The following is a 23,863-nucleotide window of genomic DNA, read 5'->3' on the forward strand; positions in this document are numbered from 1 at the left end:
CATGAAAAAGCTCCTTTTGCTTCTTTGCTTTACCGCTTTTTGTTTATCAAGCGCAACTTATGCTCAGATTAGCCCCCCTGGCTTAGGGGAAGCAAACACCGCCGGTTGGTTTGCGTTTGGATTAAGGCAAGATTTAGGTGTCTCAAAAAAATGGCAATCGATGTCTTATATCGGTTTAGGGCGTAAAAGTAATCCGGACAATTACGCCCTATTTTTTAAGCCTGCTATTCTGGTGATAAATCAGGAATTTTATCATCGGTTTCACCCGCATTGGCAATACTCAATCGCTTTGAGTTATCGGAAGCAAGAGGAGTATAACGATTTTGCTCCTTATAGACGAACAGTTGCGGGTTTTGAACGGGAGTGGAGATTGTACGGACGAATGGCCTATACAATTAAAAATGAAAGGCTAAAATTCACCACTACTTTTCGGCAAGAGCTTCGAACTTTTGCTCAACCTTTTGAAGAAGCATCTTCGGAAGATCTTCAACTTCGGTCACGTTTAAAATTACAACTTGCAATCAATTTAGATAAACACAAAATTCATAAGCTTATTGGTGGATACGAATCCTTATTTTCAACAAGTAGAAGTGCCTTGTCTGAAAGGTGGTCGAGCTTCAAATATCGGGAAAGCAGATTCACTTTTTATTATTCGATATCACCACAGGAGTTACCGTTCACCATTGATCTTGGCTATATGAACAATTTGGTGGGATCCCAGTCGCCTTTTTCTGCACACTACTTAGCACTGGATGTAATCTATAATAATCCCCTTGGTTTGCTAAGACATAAGCAGGGGAACTAAATGAGTCAATACCTTTTCGTTTTTTGTAACTTTTCGCTGATATTGTCTGTTATAATATCTAATGAAAGTCCATAATGTTTATTTTTGAATAAAAAGTAATAGTTTGTGTCTTCCCTCTTACGCGACAACATAATAATCAGAAAGCGTTTTTCTCTACTACTACTGTGGTTGAGCATACTCTTTCCTTTTTTTCTGCTTTATCAAAACTTGCTTTTAAATACAGGAAAGGAAGTGCAGAGCGTACTCGTCCAAGAGACGCTGTTGGACGATTTGGAAATTGGGCCGGGAAAATACATCCATGCTGAAAAAGAAAAGAAGGGACTCGAAAAATACAAGCGAATTGATGCAGAGTCGGTAGTATCGGTTAATCAAAGCATTACGACCTTTTTCCTTATCCATGGGTGCTGGCTAAAGCCTTCCTATTATACTTTTTTACACATCTATACCTTGTTCTGACGGACCATATTTCATATAACTTCTAATTGTAGGTTCCCCGACAAGCGGGGGACGAATGAACATGGAAAAGCGAGTGTAGGTTTGCTATGTCGTTAAACCTGTTCAATTTTAATTAATAGATACTGAGTTGAATCCTAAAAAAAAGTAGTAAAATGAAATGTCCGAATTGTAATGAAACTTTACTGATGTCCGAAAGATACCAGGTGGAAATAGATTATTGTCCAAAATGTCGGGGGATTTGGCTCGATAAAGGAGAGCTTGACAAAATTATCAATTACGTTGATAATGGGCAAAACGATGAGCCTTCTGAATCATATAACAGCTCAAATCAGTGGAACGACTATAAAGACAAATCCGACTATCGTGATAAGCGTTATCAACAACGACCACATAAAAAGAAATCGTTTTTAGGTGATTTATTTGACTTCGATTAATCCCTGACGCCCTATGGAATTTGAAATCCCTAATTTTGCCGATCCCGGAGTTTGGATCAGCCTGATTACTTTATGCTTTCTTGAGATTGTATTAGGTATCGATAATATCATTTTCATCTCCATTGTTGCAGGAAAGTTGCCGGAGAAATTACAGCGCAAAGCACGTAATCTTGGCTTGACCTTGGCGATGGTTTTCCGAATTGCCTTATTGCTTTGCATAAACTGGATTATCGGACTGAAGGACCCGGTTATGACCTTAAGTTTATTTGGTAAGGAGGATATCCCGCTTAGCTACAAGGATCTCATTCTGATAGCTGGTGGACTCTTTCTGATTGTGAAAAGCACCTTAGAAATCCATCATAAATTGCAAGAACAGGATGAAGACCTACACCAGAAAAAAAGTCCGGTTGGCTTCGGTGCGGTCTTAGTACAAATAGTTTTGGTTGATGCTGTTTTTTCCTTCGATTCAATTTTAACCGCAGTAGGTTTAGTTGATTACGTACTGATCATGATTATAGCGGTTATTATATCCATCGGTGTAATGATGGCTTTTGCCGGCCCTGTATTACGGATTATTAACAAACAGCCTACCTTGCAGATGCTTGCTTTAACGTTTCTGGTTGTCATAGGCGTAGTGTTAATTGCCGGAGGTTTCCATCAGGAGGTAAGTAAAAGCATTATTTATTCTTGTTTGGGTTTTTCGTTGATTGTCGAATTATTGAATATCCGACTTCGAAAAAAACGAACCATTAAACTAAACGATACGCAGTTATAAAACGGGAGAATTGATCAAAATCCCGTGAGCCTGAAATGCCGCGGGATTTTGCTTTCTTATTTTTATGACGGGAGAAAATACCAAATTATCATTCAGCTGACCAAATAACGTCAGTGAACCATTTTTTACTGTCAAACAGTTGATCAATAAATTTAAACCCGGATTTATCGGCTAAGTCTTGAATCTGCTCGAAGCTGAATTTTTGTGAGATCTCCATAAAAATCGGCTCATTCTCAGCGAAGTGAAAGACCTCTTCACCTATTTGTACGGTTTGATTGTCAAGGCTGATAAGATAACTTTTGCAAGCCCCGCTTTCCGGATCATAGGTAGCGTAATGGTCAAAACGGCTTATAATAAAATTGCTATTGAGCTCGCGATTAATTCGCTCGAGTAGGTTCAGGTTAAAACGTTTTGTGATACCGCTTTTATCATTATAAGCCGCCAAGATCGTCTTGGGATTTTTCTTTATATCCATCCCCATAAGTAGGCGGTCGCCCTTAGATAAATGCTTGCGGAGTTTTTTGCAAAATTCGGTCACCCTGTCTACAGGCATATTGCCGATATTTGATCCTAAGAATAAAACAACTTTAGGCCTCTTTGATAACGAGGTCGCTTTTTCCAGCATCTCAAAATACTCACCGTTCAGACCCGTCAGTTTAAGTCGAGGTAGTACTTTAGGTAAACTTTCGTTAAGATTCTCAATTACATTTGCCGATATATCAATGGGGATGTAGCGAAAATCGATCTGTTGCCCTAACAATTCTTTTAGTAGGTAGGTCGATTTTGTTGCATCACCGGCACCTAATTCAATCAGATCAAAACTATCCCGGTCACGGCTAAGTGCCGCTGCAAGCTCGACAGTCTTCCCTGAAAAAATTTCGAGTTCGGCCCGGGTAAGATAATATTCAGGGCAGTTCATGATTTCGCGGAATAGCTTGTCGCCCGCCGCATCGTAGAAATATTTAGAATCCAAGTGCTTCGGGTTCTCCCGAAGGCCTTTTATAACATCGTTATAAAAAAGTGCTGTTTTTGTATTAGCGGCTTCGAATAGGTCATCCATTAAATCTGAAATATTTTTGTTCATGCTCTTTGTCAATTATTTTGCTAACCGAATGCCCGTAAACTGCCAGCGTAGATTGGTCTGGAAAAAATTTCGATACGTGAGACGACTGTGCCCGGGCGAAGTAACCGCAGAAGCTCCACGTAATACTTTTTGGTTAACCATAAATTTACCATTGTATTCACCGATCGCGCCAGGGGCCTTTTTAAATCCAGGGTAAGGTAAGTAGGCACTTTCTGTCCATTCCCAGTTTTCTCCCCAGGTAAAATTTGGCGCAGCCACCTCCCATTCAAATTCAGTAGGCAATCTTAAACCCTTCCAAGCCGCATAAGCATAAGCCTCGAAGTAACTTACATGTCGTACAGATGCTTCTAAATCAATAGGTTCCAGACCCCGAAACGTATAATGATACCAACTATTGTCAATGAAATGCCAATAGAGGGGTGCCGTTATTTTTTCGTTTCTGACCCAGTCCCAGCCCTCGGCATGCCAATGGCGAAAATCGCTGTAACCACCATCATTTATAAATTCAAGATATTCGGCATTACTTACTAAACGGTTACTTATTTCAAATTCGTTAAGATAAGCCTTATGTCTACCAAGTTCGTTATCAAAGCAAAAGCCATCCCCTTTAAACCCAATTTCGTAAAGTCCTTCCTTAATGCGAATAAAATCATTAGTTGATGTTGATTTCAAAGTAGGTGGTTGATACGTGACATCATAGGCTGGAAATAGGGGATTGTGGCCCAATATATACTTAATGTCCGTATATAAAAGTTCCTGATGTTGTTCCTCGTGATGAATGCCCAATACAATTAGATTGCTTACTTCCGGCTCAAGAGGAGCCGAAAGTATTTTTAATATGGCTTCATCTACATGTTGGCGGTAGCGATAGATATCATCAACGGTTGGTCTGCTAAGATTACCTCTATCTGTACGGATGACCCGATTGCCGATGGTTTCGTAGTAGCTGTTAAAAACGTAATTGTAATCCGGATTAAATGGCTGATATCCCTGAACATGAGGGGTTAAAATAAAGGTCTCAAAAAACCAGGTGGTATGTCCAAGATGCCATTTAGGTGGACTCACGTCTACGATCGGTTGGACGACATAATCTTCAATCGCTAGCGGACGGCAAATATCTTCTGTTCGTTGACGAAGACTTTTATAACGAGTGTATATATCCATATGACTATTGATTTTTTAAATACTCTTTGAGATTTGATATGGTTTCAATATGAAAGGTTTCTGCCTGCTGTTTCCGCATCATGAGTGCATAGGCGTTATTAAAGCCGATAGGCTTCAGCCAGCTAATTCCGTATTTTTTTTCGAATTGGTCCTTGACATAGGCGAAGGTTTTATCTTTATCGCCACCTAATGAATCAATCGTTTGTTGAGGTGGCTTCAGAATGGCTAGGAGGCCTGTTCCTGTATATTCCGGGTAAAGATCGATCTGATCATTCATCAACGCATCGAAACAAATTTTGGTGCCGCCTAGGCCGGTTTTGGCAACTACATCATAATCCGTGAAACCTTTTATTAACTGACTGTACAGGCTGGCCAAGATGTATTGTTCGCCAAAGATTTTAGAACCCAAGCGTACTGTTCCCTTCTTTTTTCCGCCTCTTTCTCTCCACAGGCCGTGTGCTTTCAGAAAGTCATGTGCCACGCGCTCAGGTGATTGATGGAGATGATCAACGCGGTAATTTAGATCGGTCATCACGCTATCGTTTATTTTTCCGACCAGCAGATTCAATGTTTTTTCGAGCGAAGGGAATTTTTCCAGCGCTTGATTTCGAACAATGGGCGCTGCATAGTAAGGTGGGAAAATACCCTTATCATCCTTTAAAACAACCAGGTCATATGCTTTTAAACGACCATCTGTCGAATAGCCGCTAATGACGTCCAATTGCTTTTCATAGGCGGCTTTATACATGACCGCATCATTGATGACCACCGTATGAATTTTTAAGCCATAGATTCTTTCAAGCCCCACATTCCCATCCTGTCGTCCCATAAATTCCGGCGTAAAGCCGGCAACGAGCTTTGTTCCGTAGGCCGTGGGAACAAAATAAAGCAGACTTAATAAAATAAGTAATACCGGCATAGCAAGGGTAGTTCGGTTAAGCGTTTTAATATTCAATTTTTGTAAACGGGAAAGTAAAAAATCAAAGAGCAAAGCGAGTAATGCGGCCGGTATAGCGCCGCCAAGTATCATGTTTGTATTGTTTAAAGAAATTCCGCCGAAGATGAACTCGCCTAAGCCGCCGGCGGCAATATAAGAAGCCAAAGTAGCCACTCCGACGTTAATGACGGTAGCCGTGCGTATACCCGCTAATATTACGGGCATTGCGAGTGGTAATTCAACCTGTAGAAGTAGTTGTTGTTTGTTAAGACCAAGCGCAATAGCGGCTTCCTTGACAGTTGGGTTAATGCCCGTAATACCCGTATAGGTATTGCGGATGATCGGAAGAAGAGCATAGAGAAATAAGGCTACAATAGCTGGTTTAGCACCTATACCAAGTACGGGAATTAGAAATCCTAGTAGGGCGATGCTTGGTATAGTTTGCAAGATACCAACAGTACCTAAAACAATTCCGGATAAATTTCGATTTCGTGCAATTAAAATACCCAGCGGTAGTCCCAACAATACCGCTATCAACAAGGAAATGAAGGTCAGGCCTATATGCTGTAAGGTTTGGACCAACAGCTTATCTGCCTGTTGCCACATAAAGTGCCAGAGCGTTTGCTGTTGTTCGTTCATGTAACGATGGTTTTTTTATAGCGGTAAATAGCTGACATTAACTGCTCAAATCCTGCTGTTTTTGCTTCTTTTTTATGGTCGACGATTTGAAGTGTTTCGGTTTTATTCTGCTGAAGGCGTTCCAGTGCATCCCATAGTGTGGATTGGGACGAAAGAGTGATATGATCATTTGTTTGGTCCGCTGTGGGTAGCCAAGGCCATAACGCTGCCAATAGAATTGTCTTGAACTCGAGTTGTAAGCGTTGCTCCTGTAGAAAGCTTGTTACCAGCGAATGGGACGGTTTAAATAATAGATCCCAAGGCTTGCCTATTTGGACAACTGCTCCCTTATCCATTAAGCAGATTTGGTTACCCAGTGTAAACGCTTCTTGGACATCATGCGTAACCATAACGATGGTCTTTCTTTTTAATTCATCTAAAGCTTTAAATTCTTCCTGTATTTTTGTCCGAGTAACGTTATCCAAGGCCCCAAAAGGTTCATCCATGAGCAAAATCGGAGGATGAGCTGCCAATGCTCTGGCAATTCCTACGCGTTGTTGTTGCCCACCGCTTAATTCGTGCGGATACCTGCTTCGATAGGAGTTGGGAAGGTGCAGTTTTTCCAATAGCTCATCTACCCTCGTTTCTGTCCGTTTTTTATCCCATTTCAATAAGTGTGGAACGATAGCAATGTTTTGAGCGACTGAATAGTGGGGGAACAGGCCATTATTTTGTAAAACATAACCGATATTCCGTCGCAGGTCTATCGGAGACTGGTCCTGAATGTTCTTGCCATTAATGAAAATTTGTCCTTGATCTGGTTTAATCAGGCAGTTAATCATTTTAAGCGTTGTCGTTTTACCGCAACCACTCGCACCGAGAAGGATCAAATTTTCTTCTTCCTTTATTTCCAAAGACAGCTCATTCACTGCTTTTAGGCTATTGTACGATTTACTTACCCCTTGTACTTTGATCATAAATTTTAATCTTCCAATGTCATAAAAAGATTATTTAATGATTCGGCATAAAGCGGATGTGCAAACACGCCATAGCGAATGCGGTCGTAAGTGATTTTACCTTCCATAGCCATTTGTAAGATGGTCATGATTTCGCCGCCTTGCGCTGCAAGAATAGAAGCCCCTAGTATTCGTTTACTTTTGGCATCTACAATGGCTTTCATAAAACCACGGGTATCGCCTGTTTCAACTGCGCGGGCCACAGCGGTCATCGGCAGCTTCGCTACTTTTATAGTTAAGCCCTGTTTTTTCGCTTCTGTCTCACTCAGGCCGATGCGTCCGAGCTGCGGGTCTGTAAATACACAATAGGGTATCGATCGGTTACGTGTTGTATAATTCGTGTTTTCCAAAAGATTACGATAAACAATTGTATAATCATTATATGAAATATGGGTAAATGCAGGTCCGCCCTTCACATCACCTAAGGCATAAATGCCTTTTACATTGGTTTCGAGTTTGCTGTTTACCTTTATGTATCCTTTATTGTCGAGTTTTACACCGGTGTGTTTAGCTTAAGCGGTCCAGTCTGTGGAACACGGCCTGTAGCGACCAACACGTGACTACAACTAATTTTTTGCTTTTTTCCGTTGGTATGGATGGTCGCTACAACTTTTTCAGGTCCCTGCTTGTCGAAAAAGGTGGTTTCCGCATTGAGCAGGATGTCGATTCCTTCCGGTTTCAGTAATTTGTGCATTTCTTCGGATACGTCCGGATCCTCGCGAGCCATAATTCTTGGCGATTTTTCCACAATCGTGACTCTGCTGCCAAAGCGACGGAACATTTGGCCGTACTCCAGGCCAATATAATTGCCGCCTATAATTAGCAAATGCTCAGGCACTTGATCCAATTCGAGTATGCTGGTCGAGGTAAGGAAATTAATGGCGTTGAGGCCCTCAATTTCGGGGATAAATGGGACAGTACCTGTATTCAAGAAAAATAAATCTGCCTTCAGTATCTGTTGAGACCCGGTATCGGAAGTCACACCGATCGTTTTGAAATCCGTAAAAGCGGCTTCACCAAAGATGACATCTAAATTTTTAGTACTCTCCAATGCTTTTTGATTTCCGCTCCGTGCATTTTTGACGATTTTGTCCTTACGCTTTTTTATAATGGTCATGTCAATTTTAGCGTCTTCTACAAAAACGCCGAGCTCAGTACTTTTGTGGGCATCATAAGCTGCTTTTGCAGAAGCTATCCATGTTTTAGTAGGCGTGCAACCGTCGTTCACGCAAGTTCCACCAATCCATCGCTTCTCAATGATGGCTACTTTTTTTCCATGGTTCGCAAGTTTTTTCGCTAAGGGAACGCCCGCCTGTCCGGAGCCAATAACAATGGCATCATATTGTCTAATCTTCATATATATTGGTTTCTAGGTGTTCGAAGGTCCGCAAGCACCTTAATTCCTAACAAGAAAGCACTTAAATGGTTTGTGAATGGAGTTCACTTTTAATTTTCTCTGACACCTATCTAACACAATTTCCCTACATTTGATGTAAAGGAGGTTTCTAAAAGGTGATGATCACCTAAAAAACGCAGATTGCTTCGTCATTCTTCCTCGCAATGACGACGATGATGGACATTTCAGATTCCTTCCTTAAACTTGTGTTTTAATTTATTTCTTTATTATGTCGAAGCTTTTCAGTCCACTCCCGTTGAATGGAATTACCTTAAAAAATAGAATAATAGTTTCTCCGATGTGTCAATATTCCGCCGTAGACGGATTTGCCAATGATTGGCATTTAGTGCATTTGGGAAGTAGGGCTATTGGGGGTGCTTCGCTAATCATCGCTGAAGCTACCGCTGTATCGCCCGACGGCAGAATCTCACCTGACGACTTAGGTATTTGGAATGATGCTCATATTGAGAAGCTATTGCAGATTACCCAATTTATTAAAAATCAACAATCCGTGCCTGGGATTCAGTTATCCCATGCGGGGCGTAAGGCCAGCACGGCTGCGCCTTGGAAGGGTAGAGGGAAAGTTAGTATTGAAGATGGTGGCTGGGTGCCGGTGGCCCCTTCTCCAATTGCTTTCTCCGATAATTATGCCGTACCTGTCGAATTGAATATAGAGGGGATTCGTGCCATCGTAAGTAATTTTAAGTCAGCGGCCGAGCGTGCATTGCGTGCCGGATTCGAGCTTATCGAAATACATGCGGCACATGGGTACTTGTTGCACCAATTTCTATCGCCTTTGAGTAATCAAAGGCAAGATGAATATGGAGGCGGTTTCGAGAATCGCATTCGGTTGTTACTGGAAGTTATTGATGCGGTGCGAAGCGTGGCACCGAAAGAATTGCCTTTATTTGTAAGAATTTCAGCTAGCGATTGGGCGGAAGGTGGATGGGATTTGGATCAATCAATCCAGTTAGCGTCCATTCTCAAAACCAGAGGTGTCGATCTACTGGATGTATCTAGTGGCGGACTTGTTCCTTATCAAAAAATCCCTGTAGGTCCTGCTTACCAATTGCCTTTTTCTTCAAAAATAAAGAAAGAAGCGGGTATTCTAACAGCAACCGTTGGGCTGATAACCAATGCTACGCAAGCCGAAACCATTCTTGTTAATGGCGATGCCGACTTAATTGCCATGGCGCGTGAACTTTTGCGCAATCCTTATTTTCCGCTACAGGCTGCTGATGAGTTGCGGGATTCGATTGAATGGCCGATTCAGTATGAAAGGGCCAAACCGAATTAATCGCTTGTATAGTAGGGATCCCATACACAGGGCTATATTTAAAGGCTAAAGCTAATACGTTCGGTTAAAAGTATGAACTGTTGGCTTTCGGAAATGTCGCCTAGGAAATTTGCTGTTTGCATGTTGATGCATACCATTATAGCAAGATTCCGGCGACGAGCTTTTGAATACTTTTTTGCGGGAAAAAGTATTTGGCGGTGTAGTTGGATTTTTGTTGCTTACTAGCTTTTACGTTGTTTATTCGTTCTTTTTAGATATAATAAAAAACCGGTGATGCTTAATAAACCAGGCGTTAAACCAATGAATACATATAATATCCGAACAGGCAGACCACCAAAACTACCGGCATGAAGGGGTAGAACCAGTGTGCGCAGTTTTTCGGAGAAATCAAGTTTATCGGATTCTTTTATAGCTTCGACCGCTCCGCTTTTGACGTCTAACGTAACGCTACTTGCCTGTCCAAAAAATGGATTATCACCCGGTAAGCTACCGCGAATGGCGAAGCCGCGACCGGGTTGAGTGGGCATATATACGGAATGGACTTTAAGCTGCGGCAATGCATGGGAAGCTTTCTTATAAAGGCTGTCAATTGAGAGGACATCTGCTCGATTGGGCGGATTTACTTGCATTTTACTGTGCCATGCACTCGAGTCAAAGGCAAAAAGATTCAGCCAAAAGCCAGTGAAAAAGATAACCGCATTAAACAACAAAGACCAAATACCGACGATACGATGCAGATCGGAACTTAGCATCCTTCTATTGTGCCATCGAATCGGTTTTTTAAAGCACAAAACTTTCCATACCTGTTTTCGATAAATCAGCACGCCTGTAAGAATAGAAATAAGCATAGTTATTCCGAGTACAGCGGTTAATAAGGTACCCGGCATACCAAAATGAAAGGAGAAATGAAATTGAAATAACCACTGCATAAAGCCGGATTGCCATTGATCATAACGTCCTTCGCGTATAATACGACCCGTATAGGGATCAATGGTCAATACAGCTAGATCGTAGGTATGGATTTTACTATCATTTAGGTATAAACGATAATTGTAAGCTTCGGTGGGAGCTGCTTGCGGATTTAACCAGGCGATGCCGCTAAGCCGAGGATATTGAGCGGTAATGCGATGATAGATCGTATCAAGCGACATTTTGGCCGCGGTTTCTTTTACTTGAAAAAGATGCCTATTGGTATAATGGTCCAACTCTTCCATAAAAACCAATGCTGATCCGCTCAATCCCAGTAAGATTAGAAAAATACCTGTTATCAGCCCTGTTACGCCGTGCATTCTAAATACCCAGCGTAGTAATCTGTTCTTTATTGACGTCACTATCGAATCAGGTAATTAATGCCTATTCTAAAATTAAAAGGATTACCCAACGAGGCCGTAACCGTACGCGAATTGCCGCCTAAAAAATAGCGTTCATCTGTAATATTATATACATTGAATTGAATGTTATAGCGGTTACGTTCATAATTAAGCATAGCGTCAAGTACAGTGGAAGCTGGTATCAAAAAATTTTGTGCACTTACAAAACCTACCTGGTTGCTGGTGTACCTGCCACCGATACCGATACCAAGCCCCTTTGCAAAACCAGTTGATAAATTGTATTTGATCCAGGCATTGGCCATATGCTTGGGAGCATTTGCAAAGCGACTACCTTTAGCGCCTAAGGTATTATCGGATAATAGTACATGATCGTTGTACGCATATCCAACTATCAGATTGAAATGATGGATGTTCCCTTGGGTAGTGGCCTCAAAACCTTTGCTACGTGTTCCATCGATGGCGACTTGTCTATTTGGGTTTTCATCTGTCGGCGCAGCAGCTAATATATTGGTGTAATCGATCTGATAAGCCGCCAATGTCAATGAAAATTGATTCTCGAACCAAGACGATTTGCTGCCCACTTCAACCTGCTTGGCTGTTCTTGGCGGGAATGGCCCTCCGTTTCGTACTGAATTGGAAGTTTGTGGATTGAAGGATGTGGTGTAGCTGCCGTAAAAGGAAAGCGCATCAATAGGCGAATAGACTAATCCTACTCGCGGAATCCAGGCCGAAGCATCCGATTCGTTTCCTTGCTCATTATCACGCGCTGATAAAGGGACGCGTCTCAAGCTGTAATCATCATAGCGCAAGGATAGCAACAAAATTAAATCTTTATATTTTATCTGATCCTGCACATAAGTGCCAATTAAATGAATACGCTCTTTATTGTCGTCGTAATAATCGACTTCCGGGTTAGGGGCTGGGGGGTCAAGGCTATAATCGGGATTAAAAATGCTAATGCGTTGCGCCGGTGAATTTCGGTAGTCATTTTTATGCCAACCATAATTATTATAATCGATACCGGTTAAGATATTATGAGTTAATGGCCCTGTTTTTAAAACATAGTTGAGAAAGGCCGTTGTTTGCCAGTTAAATTGGTCGTATAGCCAGTCTTGATACGATCTACTGATCGAGTCATGCTGAATCAAACCGGTTACAATATGGTCGGTATAATCGAAACGACTTCGCACATAATGTTGCACCAAGGTAAGTCGGAGCTTATTGCCCAATTGTTGATCGTAACGCAGATTGACGGATGTGTTATGCGTTTTTCCATAGTCACTCGGGCTCTGTGCCGTTAGGTTATTCGGATAATAATCAAAATCAAAGGTACCATCAGGGCGAGTGAAAACATAAGAACCTCGGTCATATTGCTGCACGGCTTTCTCGTAGGCGTAGTTTACCTCCAGCAGCAGTTTGCCGGTGCAATTAAATTCATAAGAAAGGGAAGGAGCAATTAACAAGTTACGAACATCCTGATAGTCGCGAAAACTATTTCCTTGGTCGTACCCGACAATACTACGATAAAGCAGTTTTTTATTCTTAGTTAAGGGGCCCGTAGCATCCAAAGAAAATCGTTTAGCATTCCAGCTGCCATAAAATGCACTTAGTTCCAGCTGCGGCAGCGATAATGGCTTTTTAGTGGTAAAATTTATGGTGCCCCCCGGTGCATTATTACTGAAAAGAACCGAAGAAGGTCCCCTTAATACTTCAACCTGTTCTATATTGTAAAGTAGCGGTTGTTGACTCCATAAATATAAATTTCCCCGTATGCCGTTGAAGGTGATGATGCCTGCGTCAAAAGGATTGTAAAAAGTAAAGCCTCTTAGGCTGTAATATCCCATACCGTTATTGGCCTTTACACCTGTTAAGGTATTCGTTAAATCGTTTAGCGTAAATGCCTGCTTGTCGCGAATGACCTGTTGGCTAATCACTTGTATGGATTGCGGTGTTTGCTGCAACGAACTGGGTGTGCGCGTAACATTGGTTACACTATCAATCTGATAGCGCTTTTGTCGTGCACTGATCAATACCTCGTCGAGTTTACGCGTGGTGTTCGTATCGATAGAAATGGTTTGTCCTTGCGTTACTGCTATAGAAAGAAGCAATAACACAAAGAGACTACTTATGAATCTCATTGTTAAAGCATAATTTAAAATCAAAAAAGAATACATGCCGAATCTTGCTAAAACGGTTGATGCCTATGTCTGAAAAAGATTTTAAATTACACCCTGGGTGGTTTCAATAAAGAAGTATGGTAATTAGTTGGCCTTCCTTGGGTATAGGCAATCAGAAAAGATTGCTTAATGTTGTAAGTAGGAATTGTATTAAGTTGAGCAAGTTGGGGCGTTTGTAAATAGATGATTTCAGCCAGCTGCTTTACCATTTCTTGCTGCTGTTCATGTTCTCTTTTTTCGAGCTCTTTCATTTTTTTCATCAAAACACATTGCCCGTTACACTGTAATTCGGGCCGATCTCGATTAATACAGAGCTCCGTCGCTATATACTGCTGATTTAATTTAAAAGATACGAATAACCAAAATCTGCCGAAAGGCTGCATTAATACAACCAGTATCAAGAAGCAAACAGTAAGTTTTGATTTCATCGTACACATGGGTGCTGCAAAGCTAAAAAAAAGTGTAATGCAAAAGAAATTCTTCTTGTTTTTCTCTATAGATAAATTAGCCTTCCTAATTTTTTACAAGGATAGCTAAGATGTTATAGAAAGAAGATAATAAAGGTCAAAAAAAATGATGCGATTGCGTAGATATTTGTTTCAACTAGCCAATATTAGATGGGACAAGAGCGTAACACCTCTACATTAATTGCGAATCAATTTTAATTTATGATGAAAGCATCAATCACAGCAATCACACTGGGTATGTTGGCATGCTCAATAGGTGTCACAAAGGCGCAATATCCAGTTATACCGAAAGCAATAGAAGATTCCGCAAATGCGGAGATGGCCAAATTTCAAGCCCATGAGGAGGCAGCTTGGGCTAAAGCACTTCCGGTTATCGAGAAAGAAGCGAAAAATGGGAAGCCCTATATCCCTTGGGCAAGTAAACCCGAAGATCTTCCACAGGCAAAAATACCTGCCTTTCCCGGCGCTGAAGGTGGTGGTGCGTTTTCTTTTGGGGGGCGTGGTGGTAAAGTATATGTGGTTACGAGTTTGGCAGACAGCGGCCCGGGGACCTTTCGCGAAGCCTGTGAACAAGGGGGGGCACGTATTGTCGTATTTAATGTAGCTGGTATTATTCATCTGAAAAGCCCCGTTAGTATCCGAGCGCCCTATATTACCATTGCCGGGCAAACTGCCCCTGGCGACGGTATTTGTATTGCGGGTGAATCGGTATGGATTGATACGCATGATGTCGTGATTCGCTACATGCGTTTCAGACGGGGAAGTACCGATGTTAACAGACGAGACGATGCCTTGGGAGGAAATGGTATCGGGAATATTATTATTGATCATGTATCAGCGAGCTGGGGCCTCGATGAGAATATGTCAATGTATCGTCACGTATATAATAGGGGAGATAGCACGAAACAGGAAAAACTGCCAACAGTCAATGTAACTATACAGAATTCAATCTTTTCAGAAGCCTTAGACCGTTATAACCACGCTTTTGGAAGTACCATTGGCGGACTCAACAGCACGTTTATGCGAAACCTTTGGGCGTCTAACATTAGTCGGAATCCTTCTATAGGTATGTACGGTGATTTTGGCTTTGTTAATAATGTTATCTTCAATTGGTGGAATCGAAGCGCTGATGGGGGCGATCATCGTTCGCTTTTCAATTTTATTAATAACTATTACAAACCGGGGCCGATCACGCCGATTGATAAACCTATTGGGCATCGTATACTGAAGCCGGAAGGAAATAGAGATCGCGGGCATGAAAATGAATATGGAAAAGCTTATGTCTCGGGTAATATCGTGGAAGGAAATGCAACAGTAACAGCGGATAATTGGGCCGGGGGTGTACAGATTGGAAACAAGCCCAATGCGGAGCCTTACACCGCACAGATTCGTGTCGACAAACCATTCCCGATGGCTAAAGTTACCTTGATGTCCGCAAAAGAAGCTTATGACCATGTATTAAAGAACGTCGGAGCAAACTTGCCGAAACGCGATGCAGTAGATGAACGGGTCATTAAACAGGTCGCAACGGGTAAGATTATTTATAACAAAAACAGTAAAGCTGACGTAAGCAGCCCTTATGTTAAACGCCGTCTACCCGCAGACTCCTATAAAATGGGCATAATCGCTGATCCGGAACAGGTTGGTGGCTACCCTACCTACAAGGGAACTCCTTATCAGGATGCAGATCAAGACGGTATGCCGGACGAGTGGGAAACTGCACATGGTTTGAATCCAAAAGATGCAGGCGATGCGAGCTTGGATCGGGACGGTGATGGATATACCAATATTGAAGAATTTATAAATAGTGTGGTTCCTAAAATATTATAAGAAACGATAATAGAAGGTTTGAACATGATGTAGAGCTCTACCTCCCGTTCCTTAAATTAACTAGGGACGGGAGTGGTACGATGCATGTTTAACGACCGGGAGATCGATTAACCCTTCAGCAAGGCTAAACGTTCCTCCTCTAGGTCAAGGTAATAGAGATGTTTCCGCACAATCTCCTCGTCAAGATTTTGTTCTTTATTACTATGTATTAGCAGCCAGGTCCGTTGTTCTTGTATAATCGCTAAATAAATCTCTTTATGTCGGCCGCTTATATTTTCTTCCGGAGCATCTGTACGGGTCTTATGCTCCCATTTGTAAACGAGTTGCTTTAACATCCCATCACTTTCCAAATGATCTTTATAGGAGGTTTGTAGATGTCGCAGAGCCTGCGTTGCCAATTGCCGTTTAATCCATTTGTCGGCTTCCTCCTCCGGTAAGGTGTCGCCGAAGTTAGGAAAGCCTATCTTCTTAATTAAATAGGGAAGGGTTAATCCTTGCACCAGCAAGGTTACGAGAATGACTACAAACGTAATAAATAAGATAAGATTGCGTTGCGGAAATATTGTTCCATTATCAAGCTGCACCGGAATCGATAAGGCAGCAGCAAGTGATACTACACCCCGCATACCCGACCAACCGAGTAAAAAAGGCGTTCTTGCTCCAGGGTTTCTTTTGTCGGCTACGGTGATAAAGTTTCGGGCGATTAACGTAACGAGCACGGCTCCATAAGCTGCAAGTATCCGGCCGATAATAAGCACAGCACTTATTAGTAAGCCATAGCCTATAGCGGATGATAAGCTCATACCACCTAGCTCGGCAGTGATTTCGGGCAATTCCAAACCAATTAGCATAAATACCAGGCCATTTAGCACAAACACCAAGCTTTGCCATACGTTGAAACCTCTTAGTCGCGATTGGCTACTTAAAAAATTATGGCGCTTATTGGCTAATAACAGACCACCGCAAACTACCGCCAACACGCCTGAACAATGGGCTTCCTCTGCTGCAATATACATCACGTAGGGTGTTACAATGGTCAGTACAATATCGATCTGTGGATCGGTGGGTAGTAACTTATGAGCCTTCATAAAAATCCACCCAATGGCCAGGCCTATTCCTACACCGCCAGTAACCATCCATCCAAAACTGAGCGCCGCTTCATGCCACACAAATTGCCCGGTAGCAACCGCAACGAGAGCAAATCGGAAGATGATCAACGAAGAGGCGTCGTTCATTAAACTTTCGCCCTCCAGAATGGAAACCATTCTACGTGGTACTTTTACAAATTTTAGGATTGCAGTGGCGCTAACCGCATCCGGTGGCGAAACAATACCACCGAGGACAAAACCTAGCGCCAGCGAGAATCCGGGTATAAAATGATTGGCTACCAAGGCTACCGAGAGGGCTGTTAGAAAAACTACGACAAAAGCAAAGCTTACGATAATGCGCCGCCACCGCCAAAGTTCTTTCCAGGAAGTTGCCCATGCGGCTTCGTACAACAAAGGGGGAAGGAAAATCACAAAGATAAGTTCGGGCTCTATATGGACACGAGGTAGACCCGGAATAAAACTGATAAGCAGGCCGGCAATAACTAGTACAATTGGATAAGCAATACGCAATTTTTTTGCAAGCATGATCAGAAGCAAGATCACAATCAGTAAGCCTATGTAGAAAGGAAAGTGGTCGAACATCTTAAGGTTTTTTGGAGTACAAATGTAGGATCAAATTTAATGCTAAATTAGCCGTACGGAGCATGCTCACCTGCTATTTATTTGGATACCGGATGGACGTGATCGTTATCTTTTTGTAAAGGCCATTTTAATGCCCATTAAAAGATACACACAGCCCGTTATTTCGTTGAGCCAGCTATTCAGTTTCAAATTTTTCTTTAATTTGGCAGAGAACAGTGAAGAACAATAAGCAATAAGTGAAAGCCAAATACTACCCAATAGCGCGAAACTTGCGCCAAGGGCTATAAAAGGACTAGGATCATCCATATACGCTTTGTTAATAAATTGGGGAAAAAAGGAAAGGAAGAACAATGCTACTTTTGGATTGAGAATATTGGTAATAAAACCGGCATAAAAGTTCTGAAAGCCACTTTTACCTTTGGTTATCTCTATATCAAATTGCAATTCCTTTTTTGAGCGAAGTGAGGAAAGCCCAAGAAAGATTAAATACAGTGCACCTACGTATTTAACAACAGAGAACGCCATGGCCGACTGTGCAATAATCATGGAAAGGCCAAGCGAGGCAAACAAGGTGTGTGCTAATATTCCACAAGTAATACCTAACATCGAATGCACACCCGCCGCTCTTCCCTCCGCAATGGATTTGTTTAACACAAACACAGTGTCAATCCCAGGTGTCATAACAAAGATTATTGTGGTTGCTAAAAATAGGATATAATTTTCAATTCCAGCCATAAAAAGAATAATGATTACGAATATAACATTCATTTTTTAAAACGTACGCAATAAGTATTCGATCGCTGATACTCGGTAGATTTCTTCTTGTAAACAAAAAAATAAAGCTAGCAAAACAAAAAAGCAAAATATGCGTTTATGTAGTAAGGTTTAGGTTGATTATAACATACAGAAGCCCATGCTACCCAAAGCAGGGCTTTTGTTGTTTTTGGCTATTTAAAAGAAAACCTATATTTTTAAGTAGATGGTTAAAAAATTAAGATGCCAAGCTGGAAAAGACGATGCATAAATTTGTTGCTGAAATAAATATCATTGGTATTAATCCTTTTGTATTTGTGCCTGAAAAAATCTTACAAGATATTTTTAAAGAAGCAGGAAAGGAAAAGGGAAAAATTCCGATTCGAGGATCGATAAATGGGAATCCTTATAAACAAACATTAGTGAAGTATCAGGGGGACTGGCGTCTGTACGTTAACACATTGATGCTTAAAAACTCTCCGAAAAGAATAGGAGAGGTCGTTGAATTGACGCTTGAATTCGACCCCGGTGATCGAACGATTAAACCCCACCAAAAGTTAGTGGCCGCACTTGGCGAAAACCAAGATGCCAAAGATGTCTTTGATAAACTAAGTCCGTCGCTACAGAATGAAATTATTCGATACATTGCCAATTTAAAAACGGAAACAAGCATCGATAAAAATGTAATAAGAGCGATCGACTTTTTGCTGGGAAAAAGTCGGTTTATCGGACGAGATAAGCCCTGAATCAGGGTCCGTTATGAATAGGGTTAACTGCCATCGTCAGCTCAGTTGCATATATTACCGTCTGTTTAGCTGCTTAGTCAACAGCATTCGTTTTTTGCCATTCCTTAAACGATTGTTCCAAGGTCTGTAGAAATACATCTGATGGTTGAGCTCCGGAAACTCCATGCTTTTGATTAAATAAAAAAAAGGGCACCCCCCTAATACCTAAGTCTTTGGCCTCCCGTATGTCTTGGTGCACTCGATAAGCGTAGATGTCGTCAGTAAGTGCAATTTGTATTTCTGCTTCTGTCAGTCCGATAACCTTGCCAATTTCAATGAGTGTTTCTGAATCACTCAAATTACGCCCATCTCCGAAATACGCTTTAAAAAGCTGTTCTTCGGCTGCATCACCTAAACCTTTTGTTTTTGCAAATTGCATAATTCGATGAGCTTTGAATGAGTTGGATACAATTGCATCGTCAAGATTATATTCCAAGCCAGCTTCTTTCGCCATGTTAATAACATGGCTGTGCATTGCTTTTGATTCAGCATAACTAATTCCTTTACGCTCAGCCAAATATTGATATACGCTAGGATGGATATCCATTTGCTCCGGAATAGTGGGGTCTAATTGGAAACTCTTCCAGATTATTTCTAATTTATCCTGTTCCGCAAACTGTTTTACAGCAGCTTCATAATGTCTTTTACCGATATAACAAAATGGACACATCATATCACTCCATATTTCAATGCGCATTTTTGGGCCGATTTGACTTTGATTGGTGTTCATATCTCAATATCTATTGTTATTTGTTCGCGCCAAACAATTAAGACGAAGTGGTCGTGTGTCAAAGGTACCTAATTCAATTAGAAGCAAGGCAAATTTGACACTTTCCTTGGGGATACCATCTAACATAAGAATGGAATAAACGATTACAAATCGTTCTGCGCCTTTTTTATGATTTTATTAAGTTCTATTCCCTTTCCAAGTACTCCTTTGAAGAGATCACCAGTCTCTTTCAACCGATCATAAGCATTGTGAATAGTAAAGTCGCTCATTTTTAAACCACGTTTCACTTCGTCCCAGGCAAGTGGCATCGAGACGGTTGCTCCCGGCTTTGGTCGTAGGGAGTAGGGGCCAGCTATAGTGGCTCCGGGCCGGTTTTGCAAGAAGTCTAGATACATCTTCCCTTTTCGATCACTTACTTTTCGTTTTAAGGATGTGAAATCGGGTAGTTGCTCGTGTACCAGACTGACGATGACCTTTGCAAAAAGCTGCGATTGCTCATAAGAGTATTTCGCTCCCAATGGGATGTAAATATGAATACCGGTGGACCCTGATGTTTTAGGATAGCTCGATACGCCTAAAGCGTCCAATACCTTCCTCACTTCCTGAGCGGCTTCGATGACCTGCTCGAAGGTGTTTTTATCAGGATCCAGATCGATCACGCAATAATCCGGATTATCGGGCGACTGCACTCTGCTAAACCAAGGATTCATCTCAATACAGCCTAATGACGCCATCCATAGCAAGGTTGCTTCATCGTCGCCAACCAGGTATTCTTTATGTTCACCCTCGCTGGTGGTGTATGGGTAAGTTTTGCTTACCCATTCCGGCACTTTTCCCTTCACATCTTTTTGATAAAAGCTTGGACCTTTAATGCCATTTGGGAAGCGGTTCAGAGACATCGGACGATCTTTCAAGTAGGGTAAGATAAATTCGGCTATTCTGTAATAATAGTTGAACATGTCTCGTTTGGTAATGCCGTCATCCGGCCAATAGACCTTGCTGAGATGCGTAAATTTCAATTCTTTACCATTAACTTTGCGTGTTTGCGTCTCTTCACGTGGGTTCAAGAGGGTACGCCTTTCGGTTTTAGCGGGCTTGATTGCATGTTTAGTCCCCTTGTCTTCTTCTTCCACCTCGGCCACGGTGGATTCTGTGTCAGCCGCTTTCTCCAATACGACATCATCGGCTTCTTTGTCCTCCCGCATACCTTTGAAAGATGCCTGCCGGAAAATTCCTTCGCTGGTAACTTCGGCGTAATTCACTTCGCATACCAGTTCCGGTTTCAGCCATGTAGGTTTTGCGCCGAGTCGTTGTGGACGAAAACGGGATGGCTTGTCCACGTCAGGTTCTACATCGAAGGGACTTCTGTCGGTAATCAGCGGTTTGAATAGCTTCATCATTTCCTTCTGCTTGCTGTCCGAAAAACCGGTGCCCACTTTACCCGCATATCGAAGTTTCTTTCCGTCATACACCCCCATGACGAGGGCACTGAACGCTTTGGACGTTCCCTCATTACGCGTAAATCCAGCGATCACTACTTCTTGTCGCCGTTGCACTTTGATCTTAAGCCACTCTTTCGATCGGAGGTCAGAGGTGTACTTACTATCAGCTTTTTTTGCTATAATACCTTCAAGCCCGACCTGCTCTGCCGCGTCAAAAAAGTCGATCCCCCTTGCGGCGAAAACCTTACTTTGGCGGATACGATCATCATCGGTAGGTAATATGTCCTGAAGGATTGCCTGTCGTTCTACCAATGGCAATCCCATCAGGTTTTTGCCCTCATACCATAAAATGTCAAAAACGTAATAAACCAAGTTGCCATCGGCTTCGCTTCGCCAATTCTGTAAGGCCCCAAAGTCGGACAGCCCTTTTTCATCTAGCACAACAATTTCCCCATCAATTATGGCATTGATACGCCATCCTTTCAAAAGGTCGACAAGCGGATAGTATTTATCGAAAGGAATATTATTCCGAGAAATTAGTTTAACATCTGTCTTACTGACCTTGGCAATGGCACGATAACCATCCCATTTTACTTCGTATAGCCAATCCGGATCATCAAAAGGTTCGTCAATAAGGGTAGCCTTCATCGGTTTGATTGATTTCGGAATAGTGGATTCCGGTGCTTTTTTTAGCAAGCTGGGTACATCCATCTTCTGCGGCTCTCCGGCTTCATTTACATCATCTGCCAAGTGTTCATCAGCATTTTTGCTTTTTTTTGCTTGTGTGGTCTTTCTAGACTTTTCAACGGTTTTCTCACGGCCGTTTTGCCATACCTTATTGCTGCTTTTTTCAATCTCTTCCAATGCTTTGTCAGAAAGCACCGACTTGTCTTTTTTAGTGATATCAGATTTACTGGCAAATTCGTCTTTGTGTTTGATAAGGAGCCAGCCGTTTTCACCCATCCCTTGTGTTTTTACCAGCGCATATTCGCCTTTTAGTTTATGTCCATGTAGCCGGATTTTGAGTGACCCTTTATGAAGCTGCTCCAATAAATGTTTTTCTTGTGCCTTCTTACTCTTCAGTCCTTCTATTGGTTCATAGGTGCCTTCGTCCCAAACAATTACCGTACCGCCGCCATATTGTCCTTTAGGGATAATCCCCTCAAACTGCCGATAGTCCATGGGATGATCTTCTACCATCATCGCCAAACGCTTGTTCTGCGGATCAGTGGATGGGCCTTTAGGCACAGCCCAGCTTTTCAGCACCCCATCCATTTCTAATCGAAAGTCGTAATGTAATCGCGAAGCTTTGTGTTTTTGCACCACAAAAGTGAGTTGTTTCCGGTTCGGACTCTTACCTGACTTCGGTTCACTGGTCTTTTTAAAATCTCGTTTGTTACGGTATTGATCAAGCGGCATAGCTAACCTAGCCCTAAAGGGCCCTCCATTTTTACTAAAAAATATTGATTCTTCGTCCTTTCAACATGTTTTTGATTCCTTCTATCACTCGTTCCATTGCTTGGCCAGCCTCTGTAGCGCCATCGCATCCCTTGCATGTTTTTTATTAACAAAAGAAACATCGATCAGTTTTATACCTGTATTTAATCCGCAAGAACACTGACATAACAACTAAGTTTACATTGACGAGGCTGGGTCGATTCGCTATTTTAGCGATGTACTGCGAATTTCGGTTTCCTAGTTGTTTATTGACCTCAATTTTATATTCCTGAACCATCCATCAGAAGAATTTCCGGTCCAAAAGCCCACCCATCCGGTATCAGTTTTACTAAGTCTATCCACAGATAGTGTTGGCACGTTACTGTCATTAATATAAACATCAACCGTTGATTCTTTAACGTGTATCCGAACATGGAACCAGTCATCTGGTTTGATATCCATATTCAACGCTGCTTCATATTTTCCGGGACTGTCACTGCGGAGCTTATTCCATGTATAGGTAGGATGAGCAATGTATTGGACACTGTGCGATTTCCGTTCCTGATTTTCGAAATTAAAAGGACGAAAATAGACTGCCTCAAAGGTTTGATCATTACTTCCATGGAAGGCGATACCTACAAAGCTTCGCTGCGGGGTATTACTTCCTTTTATGTCAGCTTCTATGACCCCTTGCCGAAAGTTTACACCATTTATCCGTAAATAACCATCACCCTCTTTTGCTGTCAGATAAATGTCGTTCCTTTCAAACTTAACCGTCCGATTTATCGCCACGGACCGGGTTTGTATTACTTTAGCATCCAGCGTGATCGAATCCTGTGCATAGGCTATGGATAAGCCGAAAATGCTCATAAATAGCGCGATAAGCTTGGTTACCTCCTTGTTGTTTTCTAAAATTGTTTTCATGCGATTTAAATGATTATAGACGTATAACTGGGTTGACTTATTGAACAAATGAAAAAGATTCAGTCGGATCTAACAAATTCAATGCAGTTCAAAATCGTTCAATTGCGTTCCAAGCCCAGCCAATTTTTCGGATTTTCTCTCGGGTTGTAAATCAACCTTCATCGTCTTTAATCAACTTTTAGGATGTTTTCTAGGAAATTTCATACATTGAATGTGCTTATTCGAATAGTTTAGTCATTCATTAGCAGGCACTTTGTAGAAATTTGGCGGAATCGTCTAAGCTATTAGTCGATTTCTGAAACCATTTGATGAAG

The 23,863-nt window shown here is 41.9% G+C and carries 21 protein-coding genes; 7 read left to right on the plus strand and 14 right to left on the minus strand.

All coding sequences use genetic code 11. The annotated features are described in order from the left end of the window. The first annotated feature begins 1 nt into the window (after nt 1). The 4 genes from QT327_RS18710 to QT327_RS18725 all read left to right on the plus strand — a co-directional run bounded on the left by QT327_RS18710 (nt 2) and on the right by QT327_RS18725 (nt 2,470). Nucleotides 2-805 carry a porin family protein gene (locus QT327_RS18710; RefSeq protein ID WP_149105472.1) on the plus strand — a complete coding sequence of 268 codons (804 nt, stop codon included), beginning with the start codon at nt 2-4 and terminating at the stop codon, nt 803-805. 105 nt (nt 806-910) lie between these two features. Continuing rightward, complete coding sequence (locus tag QT327_RS18715) at nt 911-1,261, plus strand: hypothetical protein (protein ID WP_013665834.1); 351 nt, start codon at nt 911-913, stop codon at nt 1,259-1,261. Between the two features lie 185 nt (nt 1,262-1,446). Then, nucleotides 1,447-1,695, plus strand: a complete 249-nt coding sequence (locus QT327_RS18720) for a TFIIB-type zinc ribbon-containing protein (RefSeq protein ID WP_242627290.1) — start codon at nt 1,447-1,449, stop codon at nt 1,693-1,695. A gap of 13 nt (nt 1,696-1,708) precedes the next feature. Next, nucleotides 1,709-2,470: a TerC family protein gene (locus QT327_RS18725; protein ID WP_013665836.1), complete on the plus strand. Its 762-nt coding sequence runs from the start codon at nt 1,709-1,711 to the stop codon at nt 2,468-2,470. Nucleotides 2,471-2,558: 88 nt separating this feature from the next. Here QT327_RS18725 and QT327_RS18730 read toward each other — a convergent pair whose 3' ends face one another. The 6 genes from QT327_RS18730 to QT327_RS18755 form a co-directional block, all read right to left on the minus strand. Next, entirely contained in the window at nt 2,559-3,554 is a 996-nt protein-coding gene (locus QT327_RS18730; RefSeq protein ID WP_149105473.1) for an L-histidine N(alpha)-methyltransferase, read from the minus strand. A gap of 12 nt (nt 3,555-3,566) precedes the next feature. Then, nucleotides 3,567-4,718 (minus strand): ergothioneine biosynthesis protein EgtB, encoded by a 1,152-nt coding sequence (gene egtB, locus QT327_RS18735; protein ID WP_149105474.1) that lies wholly within the window; start codon nt 4,716-4,718, stop codon nt 3,567-3,569. 4 nt (nt 4,719-4,722) lie between these two features. Then, nucleotides 4,723-6,294, minus strand: a complete 1,572-nt coding sequence (locus QT327_RS18740; RefSeq protein WP_149105475.1) for an ABC transporter permease/substrate-binding protein — start codon at nt 6,292-6,294, stop codon at nt 4,723-4,725. Then, entirely contained in the window at nt 6,291-7,250 is a 960-nt protein-coding gene (locus QT327_RS18745; RefSeq protein ID WP_289553680.1) for an ABC transporter ATP-binding protein, read from the minus strand. The genes QT327_RS18740 and QT327_RS18745 overlap by 4 nt, the downstream gene beginning before the upstream one ends. 5 nt (nt 7,251-7,255) lie before the next feature. Next, nucleotides 7,256-7,639, minus strand: a complete 384-nt coding sequence (locus tag QT327_RS18750; RefSeq protein ID WP_289553681.1) for an oxidoreductase dimerization domain-containing protein — start codon at nt 7,637-7,639, stop codon at nt 7,256-7,258. Nucleotides 7,640-7,782: 143 nt separating this feature from the next. Continuing rightward, entirely contained in the window at nt 7,783-8,646 is an 864-nt protein-coding gene (locus QT327_RS18755; RefSeq protein WP_289553682.1) for an FAD-dependent oxidoreductase, read from the minus strand. Between the two features lie 268 nt (nt 8,647-8,914). Between QT327_RS18755 and QT327_RS18760 the strand changes: the two genes are divergently transcribed. Further along, nucleotides 8,915-9,982: an NADH:flavin oxidoreductase/NADH oxidase gene (locus QT327_RS18760; RefSeq protein ID WP_149105477.1), complete on the plus strand. Its 1,068-nt coding sequence runs from the start codon at nt 8,915-8,917 to the stop codon at nt 9,980-9,982. Nucleotides 9,983-10,203: 221 nt separating this feature from the next. Here QT327_RS18760 and QT327_RS18765 read toward each other — a convergent pair whose 3' ends face one another. From QT327_RS18765 to QT327_RS18775, 3 genes are all read right to left on the minus strand, one after another. Further along, complete coding sequence (locus QT327_RS18765) at nt 10,204-11,271, minus strand: PepSY-associated TM helix domain-containing protein (protein WP_149105478.1); 1,068 nt, start codon at nt 11,269-11,271, stop codon at nt 10,204-10,206. A gap of 41 nt (nt 11,272-11,312) precedes the next feature. Then, nucleotides 11,313-13,451, minus strand: coding sequence for a TonB-dependent siderophore receptor (locus QT327_RS18770; RefSeq protein ID WP_289553684.1), 2,139 nt, complete (start codon nt 13,449-13,451; stop codon nt 11,313-11,315). An 86-nt stretch (nt 13,452-13,537) separates the two neighbouring features. Then, a complete protein-coding gene (locus tag QT327_RS18775; RefSeq protein ID WP_149105479.1) occupies nt 13,538-13,741 on the minus strand; it encodes a hypothetical protein in 204 nt (67 codons plus the stop codon). 420 nt (nt 13,742-14,161) lie between these two features. Here QT327_RS18775 and QT327_RS18780 point away from each other — a divergent pair, with 420 nt between their 5' ends. Beyond that, nucleotides 14,162-15,787, plus strand: a complete 1,626-nt coding sequence (locus tag QT327_RS18780; protein ID WP_289554446.1) for a polysaccharide lyase — start codon at nt 14,162-14,164, stop codon at nt 15,785-15,787. A gap of 107 nt (nt 15,788-15,894) precedes the next feature. On the opposite strand, the gene QT327_RS18785 is transcribed toward QT327_RS18780, so the two are convergent. Both QT327_RS18785 and QT327_RS18790 read right to left on the minus strand, forming a co-directional pair. Beyond that, a complete protein-coding gene (locus QT327_RS18785) occupies nt 15,895-17,478 on the minus strand; it encodes a Na+/H+ antiporter (RefSeq protein WP_013665847.1) in 1,584 nt (527 codons plus the stop codon). Nucleotides 17,479-17,583: 105 nt separating this feature from the next. Next, nucleotides 17,584-18,246, minus strand: coding sequence for a LysE family translocator (locus tag QT327_RS18790; protein WP_246860267.1), 663 nt, complete (start codon nt 18,244-18,246; stop codon nt 17,584-17,586). A gap of 248 nt (nt 18,247-18,494) precedes the next feature. On the opposite strand from QT327_RS18790, the gene QT327_RS18795 reads away from it, so the two are divergent. After that, on the plus strand, nt 18,495-18,977 hold the full coding sequence (locus tag QT327_RS18795; protein ID WP_013665849.1) for a YdeI/OmpD-associated family protein: 483 nt from the start codon (nt 18,495-18,497) through the stop codon (nt 18,975-18,977). Between the two features lie 73 nt (nt 18,978-19,050). Here QT327_RS18795 and QT327_RS18800 read toward each other — a convergent pair whose 3' ends face one another. From QT327_RS18800 to QT327_RS18810, 3 genes are all read right to left on the minus strand, one after another. Then, complete coding sequence (locus QT327_RS18800) at nt 19,051-19,746, minus strand: DsbA family oxidoreductase (protein ID WP_149105480.1); 696 nt, start codon at nt 19,744-19,746, stop codon at nt 19,051-19,053. Between the two features lie 143 nt (nt 19,747-19,889). Next, nucleotides 19,890-22,607, minus strand: a complete 2,718-nt coding sequence (gene ligD, locus QT327_RS18805; RefSeq protein ID WP_149105481.1) for a DNA ligase D — start codon at nt 22,605-22,607, stop codon at nt 19,890-19,892. Nucleotides 22,608-22,883: 276 nt separating this feature from the next. Further along, a complete protein-coding gene (locus tag QT327_RS18810) occupies nt 22,884-23,549 on the minus strand; it encodes a 3-keto-alpha-glucoside-1,2-lyase-like domain-containing protein (RefSeq protein WP_149105482.1) in 666 nt (221 codons plus the stop codon). Nucleotides 23,550-23,863: the final 314 nt, after the last annotated feature.

The sequence above is a fragment of the Olivibacter sp. 47 genome, assembly GCF_030372825.1.
Lineage (GTDB): Bacteria > Bacteroidota > Bacteroidia > Sphingobacteriales > Sphingobacteriaceae > Olivibacter > Olivibacter oleidegradans.